Genomic DNA, 16,197 nt, shown 5'->3' with positions numbered 1-16,197 from the left:
AGAGCCGGACGCCGGAAAGGAGCCAGTTGTGCCCGACGAAGTCCGCCAGGAACTGGCTGGGCTCAGCCCCGCCCAGCAGCGGCGACTGGCGCTGCGCCTACGCCAGCGGCGGTCCTCGCAAGCCCCAGCCGCCGCGGCCGCCCCACCGGGTGCCGACACCGATCCAGCACCGTTGTCCTTCGCTCAGGAACGGCTGTGGTTCCTGGACCGGATCAACCCCGGTGACCCGGCATACAACGTACCTATCGTCCTGCGCGTCACCGGGCCGTTGGACAGCGCCGCTCTCGACCGGGCGTTGGCCGCGGTGCTGCGCCGGCAGCCCGCGCTACGGACCTCGTTCGTCGAGGTGAACGGCGAGCCGCGGCAGGTGGTACGAGACCAGACCGCGGCGCCGCTGCGCGCTGTCGACCTGCGCGGCCTGCCACCAGAGGAGCGGCGGGCCGCCGCCGCGAGCCAGGCCATCGCGCACGCCCATCATGCGTTCGACCTGGCCGTAGGGCCACCGATCGCGGCGCTTCTGCTGGTCCTTGCCGAGGCGGAACACCTGCTGCTGATCACCGTGCACCACATCGCGTTCGACGGCTGGTCCGGCGGCGTGCTGCTCTCGGACCTGGTGGCCAGCTACGGCGAGTTCGCCGGCGGCGTCCCGGCGGCGCTGCCACCGCTGACCGTCCAGTTCGTCGATCATGCCAGTGCAGAACGGGCAGCGGGTGAGGCTGGGCTCGCCGGGCATCTGGCCTATTGGCAGGATCGGCTGGCCGGCGCGCCCGCGCTGTCCACGCTGCCACCGGACCGTCCCCGGCCGCCCGCCCAGACGCATCGCGCGCGCCACCGCGCCTTCGACGTGTCCGCCGAGACCACCGAAGGGCTGGTTGGGCTCGCCCGCGCGCACGGGGTCACGTTGAACGCGGTGGTGCTGGCCGGCTTCGCCGCGCTGCTGAGTCGAACGGCCGGCCAGTCCGACGTGCTGCTCGGAGTGCCGGTCGCCGGGCGGACCGCTGCCGGCACCGAGCACCTGGTCGGTTGCTTCGCCAACACGATCGTGCTCCGCGTCGACATGGCGGACGATCCGACCGGCGACGGGTTGGTCCGGCAGGTGCACCGGGCGCTTGCCGCAGGCCAGGCGCATCAGGCAGCCCCGTTCGCCCGAGTGGTCGAAGATGTCGCACCGGCCCGCGACCCCCGATACAACGCCCTGTTCCAGATCATGATCAGCGTCGCCGAGGGAACCCAGCCGCAGCGCTCGGCGGCTGGCGTCGACTTCGTGGTCGACCAGGTCGAAGGCGTCAGCACCGACTTCGACGCGTTCGTCACGATCGCCCACGCCGACGGCGTCCTACGTGGTGTCTTCCGTTACAACGCCGACCTCTACCTCGATGAGACCATCGACCAGGTGCTGGACCGGTTCGCCGCGGTCCTCGCCGATCTGGCAGTCCAGCCTGGCCACCGCTTGTCGGAGTTGGCGAGCCTGCGGCGGCGGGAGATCCTGGTGGCGGCGTCGTTCACCGCCGACCCGATCCGCACGACCATCGCGTTCTGGTCCGGGTTCCTGCGGGTGCCCGTCGCCGTGCGCCTGGCGCCGTACGGGCAGGTGGTGCAGCACCTTCTGAACCCGGCCGACACCGACACCGACAACATGGTGGTGCTCGTCCGCTGGGCGGACTGGCTGCGGCACACCGGCACAGCGGTCGACGGGGACGTGGACACCGATCGCCGTGGACGGCTGCTCGACCAGGTGGTCGACGATCTCGTCGACGCAGTCCGCCAGGCCGGCCACGGTCCGCTGCTGATGCTGGTCTGCCCCAGCCCACCCGGGCACGAGGCGCTCTGCCGGCGAGCGGACGAGCGACTGGCCCGTGGGCTGGCCGCAGCACCCGACGTGGCTCTGGTCTGGGTGTCACCGCAGCGGTACGCGGTCACCGAGACGCACGACCCGACCGCCGACGAGATCGGCAACGTACCGTACACACCGGACTTCTTCGCCGCGATCGGCACCGCCGTGATGGACCACCTCACCGTCGGCTGGGGGGTCGACCCGGGACCGCAGCGGGCCGCCTACATGCGCACCCAGTTGGCCACCGCCGAGGCGGTCGCGGACCGGGCACGGGTAAGTGGACCACCGGTGTACGACCCGCAACGGTCGGTCGAGCCCCGTACGCAGACCGAACGCCGACTCGTCGACCTGTGGCGCGGCCTGCTCCCGACGCACCCGTTCGACGTGGTGACCAGTTTCTTCGCCGCTGGCGGGCATTCGCTGCTCGCCACCCAACTGCTGTCGCGGGTACGGTCCGGGTTCGGCTGCGCGGTGCCGCTGCACGAGTTCTTCCGCGAGCCCACCATCGAGTGGCTCGGCGCGGCCATCGACACGGCGCGGGAACCGACCGGACCGGACGCGCCGCTGGTCCGCGTCGCCCGGGGCCGGGAACTGCCCGCCTCCTTCACCCAACTGCGCCTGTGGGCGCTGTCCCAACTGGATGGTGATGCCGCCAGGCACAACACCACGTTCGCGGCGCGGATCAGCGGTCCGCTGGACCGGACCGCGCTGCGGCACGCGGTGGCCGGGATCGTGCATCGGCACGAGATTCTGCGGACCGGGTTCGTGAACCGGGGCGGCCGGCCGGTGCTCGCCATCGCTGCGGACGCCGACCCGTGGCTGCCCGATCTCGACCTGCGGGAGCTGCCTGGGGTGCGGCGGGAGACAGCCGTACGCGAACGGATCGCCGAGCACGGGCAGGCGGTGTACGACCTGGCCCACGGCCCGCTGCTGCGGCTGCGGCTGCTGCGCACCGGCCCGGCGGCGCACCACCTGCTGATCAGCATGCACCACGCGATCTGCGACAACGCCTCGTGGGGCCGGTTCTTCGCCGAGCTGGCCGAACTCTACGGTGCCGCCGTCACCGGACGCGCGGCGGAGCTGGCACCGCTCCCCGTCCAGTACGCCGACCACGCGCACTGGCAGCGGGAGTGGCTGACCGGTGACGATGCGGCGGGGCAGGTGCGGTACTGGCACGAACGGCTGGCCGGGGCGCCCGCCCAACTCGAGCTACCCACCGACCATCCGCGCCCTGCGCGGCCGACGTACCGGTCGGAACGGGTCGCCCGGACACTCCCGGCTGATCTTGGTGTACGCCTGCGGGAGTTGAGCCGTGGCGAGGGCGTACCGCTCTTCCCCGCACTGCTGGCCGGCCTCGGCATCGTCCTGCACCGGGCGAGCGGCCAGGACGACATCGTGCTCGGCGTCGTCACCGCCGGTCGCGAGCGGGCCGAGGTGACCGACCTGATCGGCTACTTCGCGGACCTGCTCCCTTTCCGGCTGGACCTGGCCGGGCTCCCCACCTACCGGCGGCTTCTGCGCCGGGTGCAGGCCACCGCGGTGGCCGCGTACCAGCGCCAGGCGGTGCCACTGGCGAGGATCGTCGAGGCGGTCCGGCCACCCCGACGGCCCGGCGTCCACCCGCTGTTCCAGTGCGCGGTCAGCTTCATCGACGAGAAACCGGTCGCGCTGGAGCTGCCCGGCCTGGACGTGGAGCGTGTCGCCAGTCCGGCCACCGGCACCGACTTCGACCTGTTCGTCACACTGCAATGGCGCGACGAACGACTGGTGGTGGTCGCCGAGTACCCGACCGCGCTGTTCACCGAGACGACCGTCACCGGCTGGCTCGCCGACTTCGAGGACGTGCTGGCGGCGGCGGTGGACGCGCCGGACGAGCCGATCGGAGAGCCGGGGGCGGATCCGACCGCCGGCGTCGCACCGGTGGCGGCGTCCTTCGACGCGGCAAGGCTGGAGGGTCCCGTCGGGTACTGGTCGGCGCAGAGCGGGGTGCCGATCCGGATCGCTCCGCAGCCGGCCGGCCGGGTCTTCACCGCGCTGCTGGACACCGCGGACGGCGCGGACGGCGCGGCCCGGGTGTTCCTGCTGCGCTGGACGGACTGGCTGGAACCGGCCGGCGAGCCGTCCCAGGTCCGGCTCGCCGACGGCGTACGCATGCTGGACGAACTCGTCGATGATCTGGTGGCTGCCGTACGGCGGCGAGGGCCGCGCCCACTGCTCGTGGTGACCTGCCCGGCCGCACCGGCCTGGGCCGGATGGGCCGGGGCATTCGGTCGGCTGGACGAGCGGCTGGCCGCCGAACTCTCCACGGTCACCGGCGTCGAGGTGGACGCGGCGGCGCGGTGGGCGCACCGCTACGGCGTGGCGACGGCCTACCGACCGACCGGTGACAGCTACACCGAGGAGTTCCTCGCCGCGCTCGGCGCGCAGATCGTCCGCCGCCTGCTCGCCGCCGGTCGGCAACCGGGGTGGCTACTGCTGCCGGAGTCCGGCTGGCGCCGCAGCGACGTCGCGCGGATTCGACTCGAACAACACCGGTACGGCCGCCAGGTGCTCGCCTGGCCGCCGGAGAGTGGTCCGGTCGACACCCTGGCCCGACTGGTCGACGCCGGCACGTGCACGCCGGCCGACTGCGTCGTGCTCGACACCAACCCGGTCACGGTCGCTTCCGTGCTGGATCGCTTCCCCGACACGGTCGCCCTGACCGCCCCGGCCGGCGGTGCCGAGCTGTGGCAGTTCCTCGGGCACGTCTGGCCGCTCGATCCGCCTGGCCCGGGGGCGGTGGAGGTCGCGGCCATGCCCGCCGCGCAAGTCGCCCGGATAGCCGAGTACTCCACCGGAATTCTCGCCAGCGCCGAAGACCCGGCCGAGAACCCTGCTCCGGTGGAGCCTTCGTCGCCGGCCCGCCCGCTCGACCCTGGGCGGATCCACGGTCGCGACACCGTCGGGCAGGCCGGGCCGTGGTCGGATCCCCGTGCCGGCACTCTCGCCGAGATCTGGGCCGACCTGCTGCACGTCGAACAGGTCGGGATCCACGACGACTTTTTCGAGCTCGGCGGGGATTCGATGCTGGCGGTACAGGCCGTCTACCGGGCCGCGACCGCCGGAATCTTCTTGGCCCCGCAGGACCTCGTCGACCACCGTACGATCGCGGCCTTCTGCGCGGCGCGGCCCGCCGTCGACCCGACCGGCGGCCCCGACCAGCCGGGCCAGGCCGACCCGGCGGCAGCGCCGGCCCAGGCCGGCGAACCGACGCCGGCCGACGAATCCGCGCCGCTGACCGGTGCGCAACGCTGGTACCTCGACCTGGTCGGACCGAAGATGCCCAGGCCGGCACACTTCAACCACCCGTACTATCTCGACCTACGCGAGCCGATGCCACCCGAACAGGTCGAGCGGGCGATCCGGCTCCTCGCCGCCCGCCACGGTGCGCTGCGGATCCGGCTACCCGGTGGGGACGCCGCCGGCGGGCAGACCATCGGCCCGCCGGCGGAGGTCCCGTTCACCAGCCACGATGTCTCCGTGTTGGCGGACACCGAGTACGAGCAGCGGATTGTCGAGTTGGCGGCGCAGGCGCAGCGCGGCCTCGACCTGGGCGGCCCGCTGTTCCGCGCCGAACACTTCCGGCTCGGCCGGCACGGACCGGACCGGCTGCTGCTGATCTGCCACCACCTGGTCACCGACGGCGTCTCCCGAGGCATCCTGCTGGCCGACCTGCAGGCGCTCTGCCGGGGACTGCTGCGCGGTAAGCCGGCCGCACCGCCGGCCGGCACGACACCGTACCTGGCATGGGCCCGGTGGCTGGCCGGGTACGCGGATTCCGACGAGATCACCGCCGAACTGCCGTTCTGGCTGGCGCAGGCGGGCGGCGCCACCGCGGCGATGCCGCCCGACATCGCCGGCGGGCGGACCCGGTTCGCTACCTTGACCTCGGTACGGGCGATGCTGTCGGAGCCCGAGACGACCGCGTTGCGCGAGTCGACCCGACGCTTGCGCACCCACCTGCCGGCTGCGCTGACCTGGGCTGTGGCCGCGGCGATGGCACAGCGGACAGGCCACACCGACCGTACGTTCGCGCTGACCGGGCACGGGCGGGAGGCGTTGTTCGACGGTGTCGACACGTCCCGTACGGTCGGCTGGTTTCAGGTCTTCTACCCACTGCGGCTGCGGCTACCGGAGGCGTACGACGAGCCGGCGGCGGTCGCTGACCTCGCCGCCCAACTCGCCGGCACACCGCACGGCGGTGTGGGGTACGGCCTGCTGCGATTCCTGCGCGACGACCCGGCGGTGCGGGACCAGTTGGCGCAGGTTCCGTGGCCGCAGGTGAGTATCAACTACACCGGCCATTTCCGGTTCGACGACGCCGAGGAGGGCGGAGAACTGTTCCGGGTCCGCCCGCCAGCGTTCGGCCGGGCCCAGGACGGCCGCGGCGAGTGGGCGTACCACCTCGACATCGCCGGCACGACGGTCGGTCGCCAGTTCCGGGTCGAGGTGGTCTACAGCACCGATTTCTACCGCCGGGACACCGTCGAACAGCTCGTTGAAGAGATATGCCGCCGGTTGCGGGCCTTGGCGGGCCGACCGGCCGAGATGGGGGTGGGTACCAGTGCCTGAGCCGGCCACGACCGAATCACTGACCGACATCGTCGCCGCCGTCCTAGGAGTGGATCCGACCGACGTGCACGACCGGTCCGGCCCGGCGACGCTGTCGGGCTGGACCAGCCTCAAACACGTCGAGCTGGTGGTGCGGCTCGAACAGAGTTACCAGGTGCGCTTCTCCCATCAGGAGATCGTCGCCTTCACCACGGTCGAGGCGGTCCGCGAGGCCCTGCGCCTCAAGGGCGTCGCCGTCTGACCGCACGTTCGGCCCACCGACCACCGAAGGAGCGAGCATCGTGCACCTGATGACGACACCGCCACGGCCGGGCCAGCCGGCGCAACCAGACAGGCAGGAGCCGCCGGGCCGACTGGACGAGGCCGATCTCGCGATGCTGCTGCTGATCCGGCACTTCGAGCAGGCGTTGCTGCGCCTCTTCGCCGACGGCGAGATCGACGGGACCACCCACACCTGTCTCGGCCAGGAGTACATCCCGGTGGCGCTACGACCGTTGCTGGGCAGTGACGACTACGTGTTCAGCAACCATCGGGGGCACGGCCACTACCTGGCCCGTTTCGACGACCCGGACGGGCTACTCGCCGAGATCATGGGACGCCGAGGGGCGGTCTGCGGTGGCTTCGGCGGCAGCCAGCACATCCTGCGCGACCGGTACCTCTCCACGGGGGTGCAGGGCGAAAGCCTCCCGGTGGCGGTCGGCGTCGCCCGGCATCTGAAAGCGGCCGAACCGGGCCGGCTGGCGGCCGTCCACATCGGCGACGGCACCTGGGGGCAGGGCGTCGTGTACGAAGCGTTGAACATCGCCGCGCTCTGGGGCGTACCGCTGCTGGTCGTGGTCGAGCACAACGACATCGCCCAGTCGACGCCGACCCGGACGCAGCTGGCCGGCACGATCGCCGGGCGGGCCGCCGCGTTCGGGATCGAGCACCACGCGACACAGGCGCGCGACGTCGCCGGGATCCGGGCCTGGCTGGCGCCGGTCGTCGAGCGCGTCCGCAGCGCCCCGCGGCCGGTCGTGGTCGAGTTCCACACCGACCGGCTCGGTCCGCACAGCAAGGGCGACGACACCCGCAGTCCGGAGGAACTCGACCGGCTGCGTCGGCGGGACTGGTACGAGACGTACGCGGCCGCGTACCCCCAGCAGTTCGCCGCAGCCGACGAGCGGCAACGTGATCTGGTCGCCGAGGTTGTCCACGAGGTGTCGGCGCGACCGCCGGTCGCCTGGGAGGACCGGTGACCACCATCCAGCAGCGGTGGCAGGGCCTTCCGGCCGCGGCCGGCCCCGGGGCGCTGCGGGTCGGTCTGCTTGCCAGCTACACGATCGACCCGCTGGTGCCGCACCTCGGGGTAGCGCTGCACGACGCCGGGCTGCCCGCCCAACTGCGGGTCGGACCGTACCACCAGATCGTGCAGCAGCTGCTGGACGACGCCGCCGCGATGTTTCGCCTGAACCCGGACGTGGTCGTGGTCGCGCCGCGGTTCGAGGAGCTGCCGGAACAGGCCGACCTGCTGCGCTGCGCCGCGGCCGGGCTGGAGGCAACGAGGCGGCGCGGCTGCCGGCTGCTCTTCGTGCTGCCCCCCATTCCCGAGCGGCGACCGTACGGCGTCGGCGAGGCAGCCAGCCCGACGGGTGCGGTAGCTGGCTACACGACCGTCCGCGAGCTGCTGCGGGAACGGCTGGCCGGGCTGGCGGGGGTCGACGTCGCCGACGCGGAGGAGGCGATACGGCAGGTCGGCGCCGTCCGGGCGCACCACCCGTCGCTGTTCGCGTTCGCCCGCGTGCCGTACACCGACGAGTTCTTCGCCGCGCTCGGCTGCCAGCTCGGTGCCGTGCTGCGGGTGCGGTACCGGGGTGCCTGCCGCGCGGTCGTGCTGGACGCGGACACTCTGCTCCGGGACCCCGACGGCGCGCCTCGACCCGGCGCGAGTTGGCTGGCCGAGCCGTTGCGTGACCTGCGCGCGGCCGGCGTACGACTCGCCGTACGGGGCGGGCGCGATCCCGACGAGACGTGGGACGCCTTGGCCAGGGCCCTACCCCGGCTCGTCGAATCCGATCTGGATGGTTGGGCCGTGGACGGTCGGCCGGTCGACGCGCAGGTACGCGACCTGGCCGCCGGACTCGGCGTCGACGAGTCCGCGACGGTGCTGGTCGGAGCCGGCGGGCCGGGGCCGGCGCGGGTGAGCCTCGGCGACCGGCCCGAGGAATGGCCGGCACAGCTGGTGGCCGCCGGCCTGTTCGACCGGCTTCCGCCGCGATCGGCCGGCACCGCACCGCGCGCAGCGCCGGGGCCGGCGGAAGGACTTGTCGACGGCCCCATGTCCGGGCCCGCGCACGGGTCCGCCCAGGCGTACATCGACAGCCTTCGGGTCAACATCGCGGTGAGCGAGGTCGACGGACCGCCGTCGGACGACATGCGCAAGGTGGTCGCGCGGGCAAAGGACTTCACCCTCGGGCTCGACGATGCCGTGACAGCCGCCGGATCCGGGCGGCGAACACTGATCGCCCGGGTCAGTGACCGACTCGGCGACTACGGGGTGAGCGCGGTGATCGGAGTACGCGAGGAGGACCCGCACGCCGTCGTCGACCTGTTCTCGATCTCCTGTGCGGTGCTCGGCAAGGACGTCGAACGGGCCGTGCTGCAGGAGGTCGTGGAACAGGTGGCGGCCACCGGGCACAGCGAGGTCCGGTTGCGGTATCGCAAGACCGGACGCAACCAGCCTCTGGTCGACTTCGTGTCGGCGGCGACCAGCCATGCCTGGCCCACCCGGACCGGCCGGGAGTTGACGGTGCGGGCCGAACCGGTGGAACTGGGCGACGGGGACGAGTGCGGAGATGGCACATGTCTGACCTGATCGTCGACGCAGCCCCGCGTAGCGGAACGCACCTGGTGCCGCTCGGCAACACCGGCTGGTTGCTCTGGCGGGAATCAGTACTACGCAGCGCGGGCTTTCCAGCCACCGCCGTACTCCGCCTCGGAGACCCGGCGCTCGCCGCGGCGGCCGACCGCGACGCCGCCGACTTCGACCAGGTGTACGCGGCCGCGGCCCGGCGCCTGTCCGCCAGCATCCAGGCCATTGCCCAGGACGCCCGCTTCCGTGAGGCCGTGGTCTGGCAGAATCGGCGGTTACTCAACGACTGCCTGGACAAGGCGGCCCGAGGCGAGCCGAGAAACGTGCGCGGGCGCAACCACGAACTGGCGATCGCAGGCTACCTGCAACGCTACTGCGTCAAGAACGACACCATCGGCTTCTTCGGCCCGGTCGGCTGGGCCCGATGGAGCGGCGGCCCACAACGGATCACGGCCCGGCCGGGCCCACGACTGCTGGCCCGGCGGCGGGTCTACTTCGAGGTGTGGGCCGTCGACGCGGTCGCCGACGCGCTGCTGTGCGACCCCGCGCTGCGTCCGTGGGTGGAGCCCCGCCCGGTGACCGCCAACCATCGCCGGGGCACGCTGGTCAACCTGCCCGACCGTGGCCTGTTGGTGCTCACCCCGGCAGAGGCGGATCTGCTGGACCTCTGTGACGGCCGGCTTTCCGTACACGAAATCGCGGCCCGGATCGGCGCCGGCACGGATGAGACATGGACGGCGCTCGCCTCGCTGCGCGACCGCAGCCTGATCCACCTCGACCTGCGTTCCCCCGTCGAGGCACGTCCCGAGGCGACCCTGCGGGACCGGCTGACCCGAATCAGTGATCCGGCGGTACGCGAGCGTGCGCTCCGGATGGTCGACCGGCTGATCGGCGCCCGCGACGCGGTGGCGGACGCTGCCGGCGACGCGGCGGCGGTGGCGGCGGCGATGGACGAGATGAACGCGATCTTCGTCGACACGAGCGGTGTGGCGGCGCAGCGGCGGCACGGTCGCACGTACGCCGGCCGGAGCCTCGTCTACGAGGACGCCGTACGGGATGTGCGGGTCGACCTCGGCGCGGACGCAATGGCCGAACTCGCTGGGCCGCTGGGCCTGGTGCTGGACAGCGCCCGCTGGTATGTCGGCCACGCCGCCGAACGCTACCGGGCCCTGTTCGACAAGATCTACGACCAGTACGTGAGCCGTACCGGCGACCGCGGCATGCCCCTCGGTGCCCTCGTCGGCCGGGCCACGCCGAACCTGTTCTTCTCACTGCGGGAGACGCCGCCGCCGGTCGCCGCGGCCGCGGCCGAGCTGCAGCACCGGTGGGCCCGGGTGCTGCGGGTGCCGCCCGGGGTACGCCGGCACGCGGTACGCATCGAGGACATCACCGCCGCCGGGGCAGCGGAGTTTCCCGGCGGACCGCCACCATGGCCGGCGGCGCGGCACCACACCCCGGACGTCATGCTGGCCGCGGATCCGGACGCACTGGAACGCGGCGACTACCACTGGGTGCTCGGCGAGTTGCACGCGGCGACGAACACCGTGGAGAGCCGCCTGTTCGTTGAGCAGCATGCCGACCCGGCGCAGCTGCTCGCCGCCGCCGAGTCCGACTATGGTGGACAGCGGATGTATCCACTCCCCTCCAAGGAGTCGGACTTCGTCACCTCGCGTACCTTCCCGCCGTCGGCGCTGCTCTCGCCGCGGTACACGTACTGGGCACTGCGCCCCGACGCCGACCCGGCTCCCGGGGAGGTACTGCCGGTGGCGGCGATGTCGGTCTCCCGCACCGAACGCGGGCTCGTCGTGCGCTGCCGGGGACGGGCGGGCGAGTACGACCTGCTACACGTCCTCGGCGAGATGCTCTCCTCGGCCGTACTCAACGGCTTCAAACCGATGGCCCCGGCCCCGCACCAGCCGAGAGTCACCGTCGGCCGGCTCGTGCTGGCCCGCGAAACGTGGCGCTTCCCCGCCACCGAGCTGGACTGGGCACACGTCACCAGCGAGCCGGACCGCTACCGCCGGGCTCGTGCCTGGCGGGCCGACCATGACCTGCCGGAACATGCCTTCTACCGGGTGGCGGTCGAGGACAAGCCGTGCTTCGTGGACTTCACCAGCCTGCCCCTGCTCAACCTGTTCGCGAAGGCCATCCGGCGCAGCGCCGAGGAGACCCCGTCGGCGGCGGTCGTGGTCAGCGAAATGCTGCCGGACACGACCCAGAACTGGTTACGGGACGCCGAGGGCGACGGCTATGCGGCCGAGCTACGGATCGTCGCGCTCGACCCGTCGGCCCCCGCCGCCCCACCGGCATTCGACGGCTGATCGCGGCTTCAACCGGTACCCCAGGAAGTCGAACGACACCCGCTCGTGGCGGCCGTGCCGGCTGCTGGTCTCGCAGGCTCCCGACCGTCCTGTTCGGGGAGTGTCGATCAACGGCTGGTCGCGGTAGGTCCATCACCAGGCAGAAGAGTCCCTCACCAGGCCACAAGCCTGGTGAGGGACCGACTGCTGGTCTACAGGAGACGTTGCCTGGTCAGAAGCCCAGGGCGTCCTTACCCCCGACCACCGGAAGCACCAGGGTGCTGCCGTTGAGGTACACGGTGATCTGGCTGCCGACAGCGCCCGCGTCGCGTGCCGGCCGGTTCGACGTCGGGTTCGCGTTGTAGTTGCCGGTGATGACGAGGCCGATCCGGTGCCCGGCCGGGATGACGTGCTCGGAGGGGAGCGTCGTCCACCGTACGTTGTAGTTCTTGCCGGGCGTCAGCGCCTCGCTCCGGCGAAGGTCCGAGGACTTCTTGGCGTCGATGTGGCCCCAGGCCAGGACCCGCTCGGGCGTGATCGCGACGCTCGCCTCCATCGGCGCGGCGCAGCCGGTCCGGCTGGCCAGGTCCTCGGGCTCGCAGGACTCATGGATCACCTCCAGCGGTTCCTTGCCCGCCACGGTGACGGTCGGGCCCGCGCCGTAGTCGACGAGTAGGGCCGAGAGCAACGCGGTCTCGCCGGTCGTCGACATCCGGACCTCCACCTTGGGCGTACCCGAGATGCGCAGGTCGTTCTCGAGCGGTGGGGTCACGAAGGCGAGCCTGCCGGACTTGGCCTGCTCGGCGTTGCCGACCTTGACGGCCTGCGACTCGATCTGGTCGACGAAGCTCTGCGTGGGGTTGCCGCCGGCGTTGTCGAACGACAGCGTTCCCGCCGCGTCCGCCGTGGCCGGGCCGAAGCGCAGGTTGACATCCTTGGCGCCGGCGTCGGGCCAGGTCGAGTGGGTCTCCCAGGTGCCGTCGGGCCGCTGGATGTCCGCCATCGGCTCATCCATGATCCCGTTCGGGATGTCGTGCAGCCAGTGGTCCATCCACCGGTGCATGACCGACTGCCACTCGGTGAGCCGGAAGCTGGTCGGGTTGACGTGTGCGCCGCGGTGGATCCAGATCTTGCGCGGCATCTGGCGCTTCTCGACCTCGTGCCACAGGTCGGCGAAGTGCATGGTCTTGACGTTGTAGTCGGTGAGGCCGTGCACCATGAACACGGACGTGTTGGCCGTCTTGATCTTGTTTGCATCCGGCAGGTAGTTCCGCTCCTGCCAGAACGGCGTGAAGGCGGAGGCGCTGGCCACCTCGGCGTCACCGACCGCGGTGATGACCGACTCACAGGCCGGTGCCGATACCGCGCCCGGCAGCACCCGGCCGACGGAGACGTAGTCCGCGAGCCACTCGGTGTACCGGTGGTTGACGTTCTCGCTCCAGGTCGACCAGGCGATCCCCTGGTCGTTCACGTACTTGTACCAGCTGGAGATCGCGGCGATCGGCACCACTGTCCGCAGGCCCGGGACGCCTTCTGTGGCGACCGCGTTGGGCAGCGTGCCGACGTACGAGACACCCTGCATGCCCACGTTGCCGGTGCTCCAGTCGGCGACCGCCGGGCTTCCGTCGTGGTAGAAGGCCGGGGCGCGGCCGTTGAGCCAGTCGACCGCCGCCTTGATGCTGATCGTGTCCTCGACGCCGCCGGTGGTCGGGCAGCCGAACGACCGCGAGGTGCCCTGCATCTCGACCTGGACGACGGCATAGCCGCGGGGGACGAAGTACTCGTCCCACCAGCCGGCGAAGCCGCGCGTCTTGTCCGGTGGGGGGTTCGTCAAGGCGCGGCCGAAGTACGGGCTGGCCTCCATGATGGTCGGCACCCGCAGGCCGGCCTCGGTCTCCGCCGGCCGGATCACGTCGACTGCGATCAGGTCCCGACGGCCGTCGCCGTCGCTGTCCATCGGCGCCTCTACGTAGACGACCTCCTGGATCGCGTCGCCGTACGAGAAGACCGGTTGGGTCACACCGTTCTCGATCACGATCCCGGGTGCGTCCGCCGTGGCGCCTGCCACCGCGGGCACCCCCATGACCGTCACCCCGATGACCGTTCCAACGGCGACCATTCGCCGTACAAGATTCATATCTCCACCTCCGTCTAACTGACTATGGGCAAGTCAACAAGGGCCCGGGCCGCCGAGCGGTCAAACTTGAGGGAGTTCAGAGCTTTGCGTCAGACCGCGACTACCCACAGCAACCAGCACAGCGCCGGCCCGCACGCCCCTGACGACGGAGGGTGATCAGGCCCAGGATCTCGGGCCCACCGAGACCGTCGACGCGTACGGCTGTCGCCGCAACCGCAATATGTCCATATGCCCATATGTCCATCGAGGGACAGTCGGCTGCCAGTTCCTTACCTCTCGGCGTGCGCGAGGGCGTGGCGAGTACGTCCTGAGCGATGGACGCGGTTGCCTGCTGGGCAATGGCGGCGGACAGCCGGCGTCCTGCGACTGGTCAACGAACACCTCCTGCCGGCGCGACAAGCCGAGCCGCTTTCGCGGAGGCGGCTCAGGCAACCTCGGAGGGCAGGACCGGAAGCGTCAGCCGGTAGCCCACGCCGCGGACGGTCTCGATGAGACCGGGCACGGCGAGTTTCTGCCGCAGCGACGCGACATGTACCTCCAGTGTGCGTCCCGCGCCTCCCCAGGCGGTGCCCCACACCCCACTCATGATCTGCTCCCGGCGGAACACCACGCCCGGACGGCGGGCAAGCAACGCCAACAGGTCGAACTCCTTGGCAGTCAAGTGGATCCTTCGTCCATCCACCATGACGACGCGCGACTCGGTGTTCAGGCTCACCGGTCCGAACACACGCGGGGCAGCACCGGCCGCCGATGTCGGGGTAACCCCACCGGCGTACGTCGCCGTGCCCGCGCGCCGGGTGACCGCATGGATCCGGGCCACCAGTTCGGCAACGTTGTACGGCTTGACGATGCAGTCGTCGGCACCAAGATTCAGCCCGTGCACACGCGAACGCCAGTCCGCCCAAGGGGTGACGACGATGATCGGCACATTCGACATTTTCCGGATCTGCGTGCACACCTTGAAACCATCGCAGCCCGGTAGGCCCAGATCGAGCAGAACAGCGTCGGGGCCGTCAGCGACGAGCTCCAACGCCTGTTCACCGGTGTGGGCGCAGGCGACCTCCAGGCCATGCTGGACCAGAACGGTACGCAGGGCGCCCATCACCCTGCTGTCGTCCTCAACAACCAGCAGCTTCATCGGAACTCTTCACCGACAGGCGATACCCCGTCCGCACGGTTGCGTCTCGCCGGTGCCGCCGCCGCGGCTCGCACCAACGGTCCCTGATGCGGGGGCGTGACTGTCGTTGAACACCGGTTCGCTGGCGTTGTGCCGGTCTCGCCACCCCGGGGTAGCCACGGAAAAGCAGCGGTCCCCGATCGGGTTCGCGTTGAGACTGCTTCCACACGTGCCCGACGAAGACGCCCGAGTCGACGATGCTTCACAGTCGACACCTCATTCTTCGTCAAGATCATTAGAACGCCGATGTCTTTATACTGGAGCGCACTGCCGGTGTCCAGGGCCGGCGCGAGCTGCGCACCCGCCACGGCAGCGGGCTTCACGGATTTACGACCTTGCGCACGGTAGGGCGCTGGGCGTCGGCCGATCGGCGTGGTCGATGATCCGCGGGTGTCGGTCCGCCGGGCGCGTCGTGTCTTCAGCCATCACGCATTTACCGGGTTTCCGACCTGCTGCGGTCGGACTCGCATCCGTTGTGGATCGCCGGGCATGAGGGCCGGCCGCACGCCCGACGCGGTGGGCGCCGGCAGCGGGAGGCACATGCCGGGCCGACCGGCGGTGCTGGGCTTCGTCGACCGGCTGGTGATGACGCTGGCCAACCTGCGGCCCGGCGATCAAGGCGACCGTCGTCTCCGACGCCGGCGGCCGACGCTGTGGTGCGGCAGCTACCGGCCTGGACGCATGCACGACGCCACCGCAGCGCGGACCGAGGGAATCGAAACCCTGCTCCACGCCTACCCACAGGCGAAGGCCCTGGTCGACACCGGCTACCAGGCCTGACCAAACCTGCCCGGCACAGGCCATCGCACCACCGCTGAAACCACGACCCCGAGCGACCCAAGCGCGCCATGCCGCCTGGGAAGCCGACCGCAAACGCCGGTCCTCGCGACGGATCCGGTCGAGCACGCCATCGCCGAACTGAAGTGGCGGCGCCTACCGCAGCGCTTCACCGGCCGCCGCGAGCTCCTATCCGAGACCATGAACACCGTCGCGGGACCCGTCTCCGACCGCATGATCACCTGGTAACGCTACAGCCTCCCTGGCTGGCTACAGCCCTCGCGATTACGCACCAGGTCGCCGTAGGTCGGGCTCGTTGAGCAGGGTTGGCAGCCCGACCGGAGACAGATCCACTACTCGACCGGTCGGGCCGGGTAGCGCGGCCCGCGACGCAACGTGGAAGGCGAACCAACGATCACGTGCTCTCGCGGCCGGCCGCCCGAGCAGCCACCCCGTACGTCGATCCGCCGCACCTGACCGTGCACCGCCGGGCTGGCCGGTCGCGGCTTC

The 16,197-nt window shown here is 71.2% G+C and carries 7 protein-coding genes and 1 pseudogene; 6 read left to right on the top strand and 2 right to left on the bottom strand.

Annotation, left to right across the window (positions count from 1 at the left end):
* Positions 1-178 precede the first annotated feature (178 nt).
* The 5 genes and pseudogenes from QCD66_RS16525 to QCD66_RS16505 all read left to right on the top strand — a co-directional run.
* Positions 179-6,445: pseudogene (locus QCD66_RS16525) on the top strand (condensation domain-containing protein); the annotation flags it as partial.
* Complete coding sequence (locus tag QCD66_RS16520) at positions 6,438-6,686, top strand: acyl carrier protein (protein ID WP_364220355.1); 249 nt, start codon at positions 6,438-6,440, stop codon at positions 6,684-6,686. The pseudogene QCD66_RS16525 and the gene QCD66_RS16520, both read left to right, overlap by 8 nt.
* Before the next feature lie 49 nt (positions 6,687-6,735).
* A complete protein-coding gene (locus QCD66_RS16515) occupies positions 6,736-7,683 on the top strand; it encodes a thiamine pyrophosphate-dependent dehydrogenase E1 component subunit alpha (protein WP_375734695.1) in 948 nt (315 codons plus the stop codon).
* Positions 7,680-9,299: a hypothetical protein gene (locus QCD66_RS16510; RefSeq protein ID WP_375734696.1), complete on the top strand. Its 1,620-nt coding sequence runs from the start codon at positions 7,680-7,682 to the stop codon at positions 9,297-9,299. Before QCD66_RS16515 ends, QCD66_RS16510 begins: the two co-directional genes overlap by 4 nt.
* Positions 9,287-11,617, top strand: a complete 2,331-nt coding sequence (locus QCD66_RS16505) for a lantibiotic dehydratase (protein WP_375734697.1) — start codon at positions 9,287-9,289, stop codon at positions 11,615-11,617. The genes QCD66_RS16510 and QCD66_RS16505 overlap by 13 nt, the downstream gene beginning before the upstream one ends.
* Positions 11,618-11,828: 211 nt before the next feature.
* On the opposite strand, the gene QCD66_RS16500 is transcribed toward QCD66_RS16505, so the two are convergent.
* Together QCD66_RS16500 and QCD66_RS16495 are read right to left on the bottom strand one after the other, a co-directional pair.
* The gene (locus QCD66_RS16500) at positions 11,829-13,664 is read right to left on the bottom strand and encodes a CocE/NonD family hydrolase (protein ID WP_375734698.1); all 1,836 of its coding nucleotides are present in this window, start codon (positions 13,662-13,664) and stop codon (positions 11,829-11,831) included.
* Between the two features lie 493 nt (positions 13,665-14,157).
* The gene (locus QCD66_RS16495) at positions 14,158-14,871 is read right to left on the bottom strand and encodes a response regulator transcription factor (RefSeq protein WP_375734699.1); all 714 of its coding nucleotides are present in this window, start codon (positions 14,869-14,871) and stop codon (positions 14,158-14,160) included.
* A gap of 579 nt (positions 14,872-15,450) precedes the next feature.
* Between QCD66_RS16495 and QCD66_RS16490 the strand changes: the two genes are divergently transcribed.
* Positions 15,451-15,690 (top strand): hypothetical protein, encoded by a 240-nt coding sequence (locus QCD66_RS16490; protein WP_375734700.1) that lies wholly within the window; start codon positions 15,451-15,453, stop codon positions 15,688-15,690.
* The last annotated feature ends 507 nt before the right edge of the window (positions 15,691-16,197 follow it).

This window comes from Polymorphospora sp. A560 (assembly GCF_045781765.1).
GTDB lineage: Bacteria > Actinomycetota > Actinomycetes > Mycobacteriales > Micromonosporaceae > Polymorphospora > Polymorphospora lycopeni.
The sequence above is the reverse complement of the archived record's forward strand: the minus strand, read 5'-3'. Positions and strand labels throughout refer to the sequence as shown.

Coding starts and splice junctions, on each gene's coding strand:
- QCD66_RS16515 (WP_375734695.1), top strand. CDS start 6,736: ATGACGACACCGCCACGGCCGGGCCAGCCGGCGCAACCAGACAGGCAG.
- QCD66_RS16505 (WP_375734697.1), top strand. CDS start 9,287: ATGTCTGACCTGATCGTCGACGCAGCCCCGCGTAGCGGAACGCACCTG.
- QCD66_RS16495 (WP_375734699.1), bottom strand. CDS start 14,871: ATGAAGCTGCTGGTTGTTGAGGACGACAGCAGGGTGATGGGCGCCCTG.
- QCD66_RS16490 (WP_375734700.1), top strand. CDS start 15,451: ATGCCGGGCCGACCGGCGGTGCTGGGCTTCGTCGACCGGCTGGTGATG.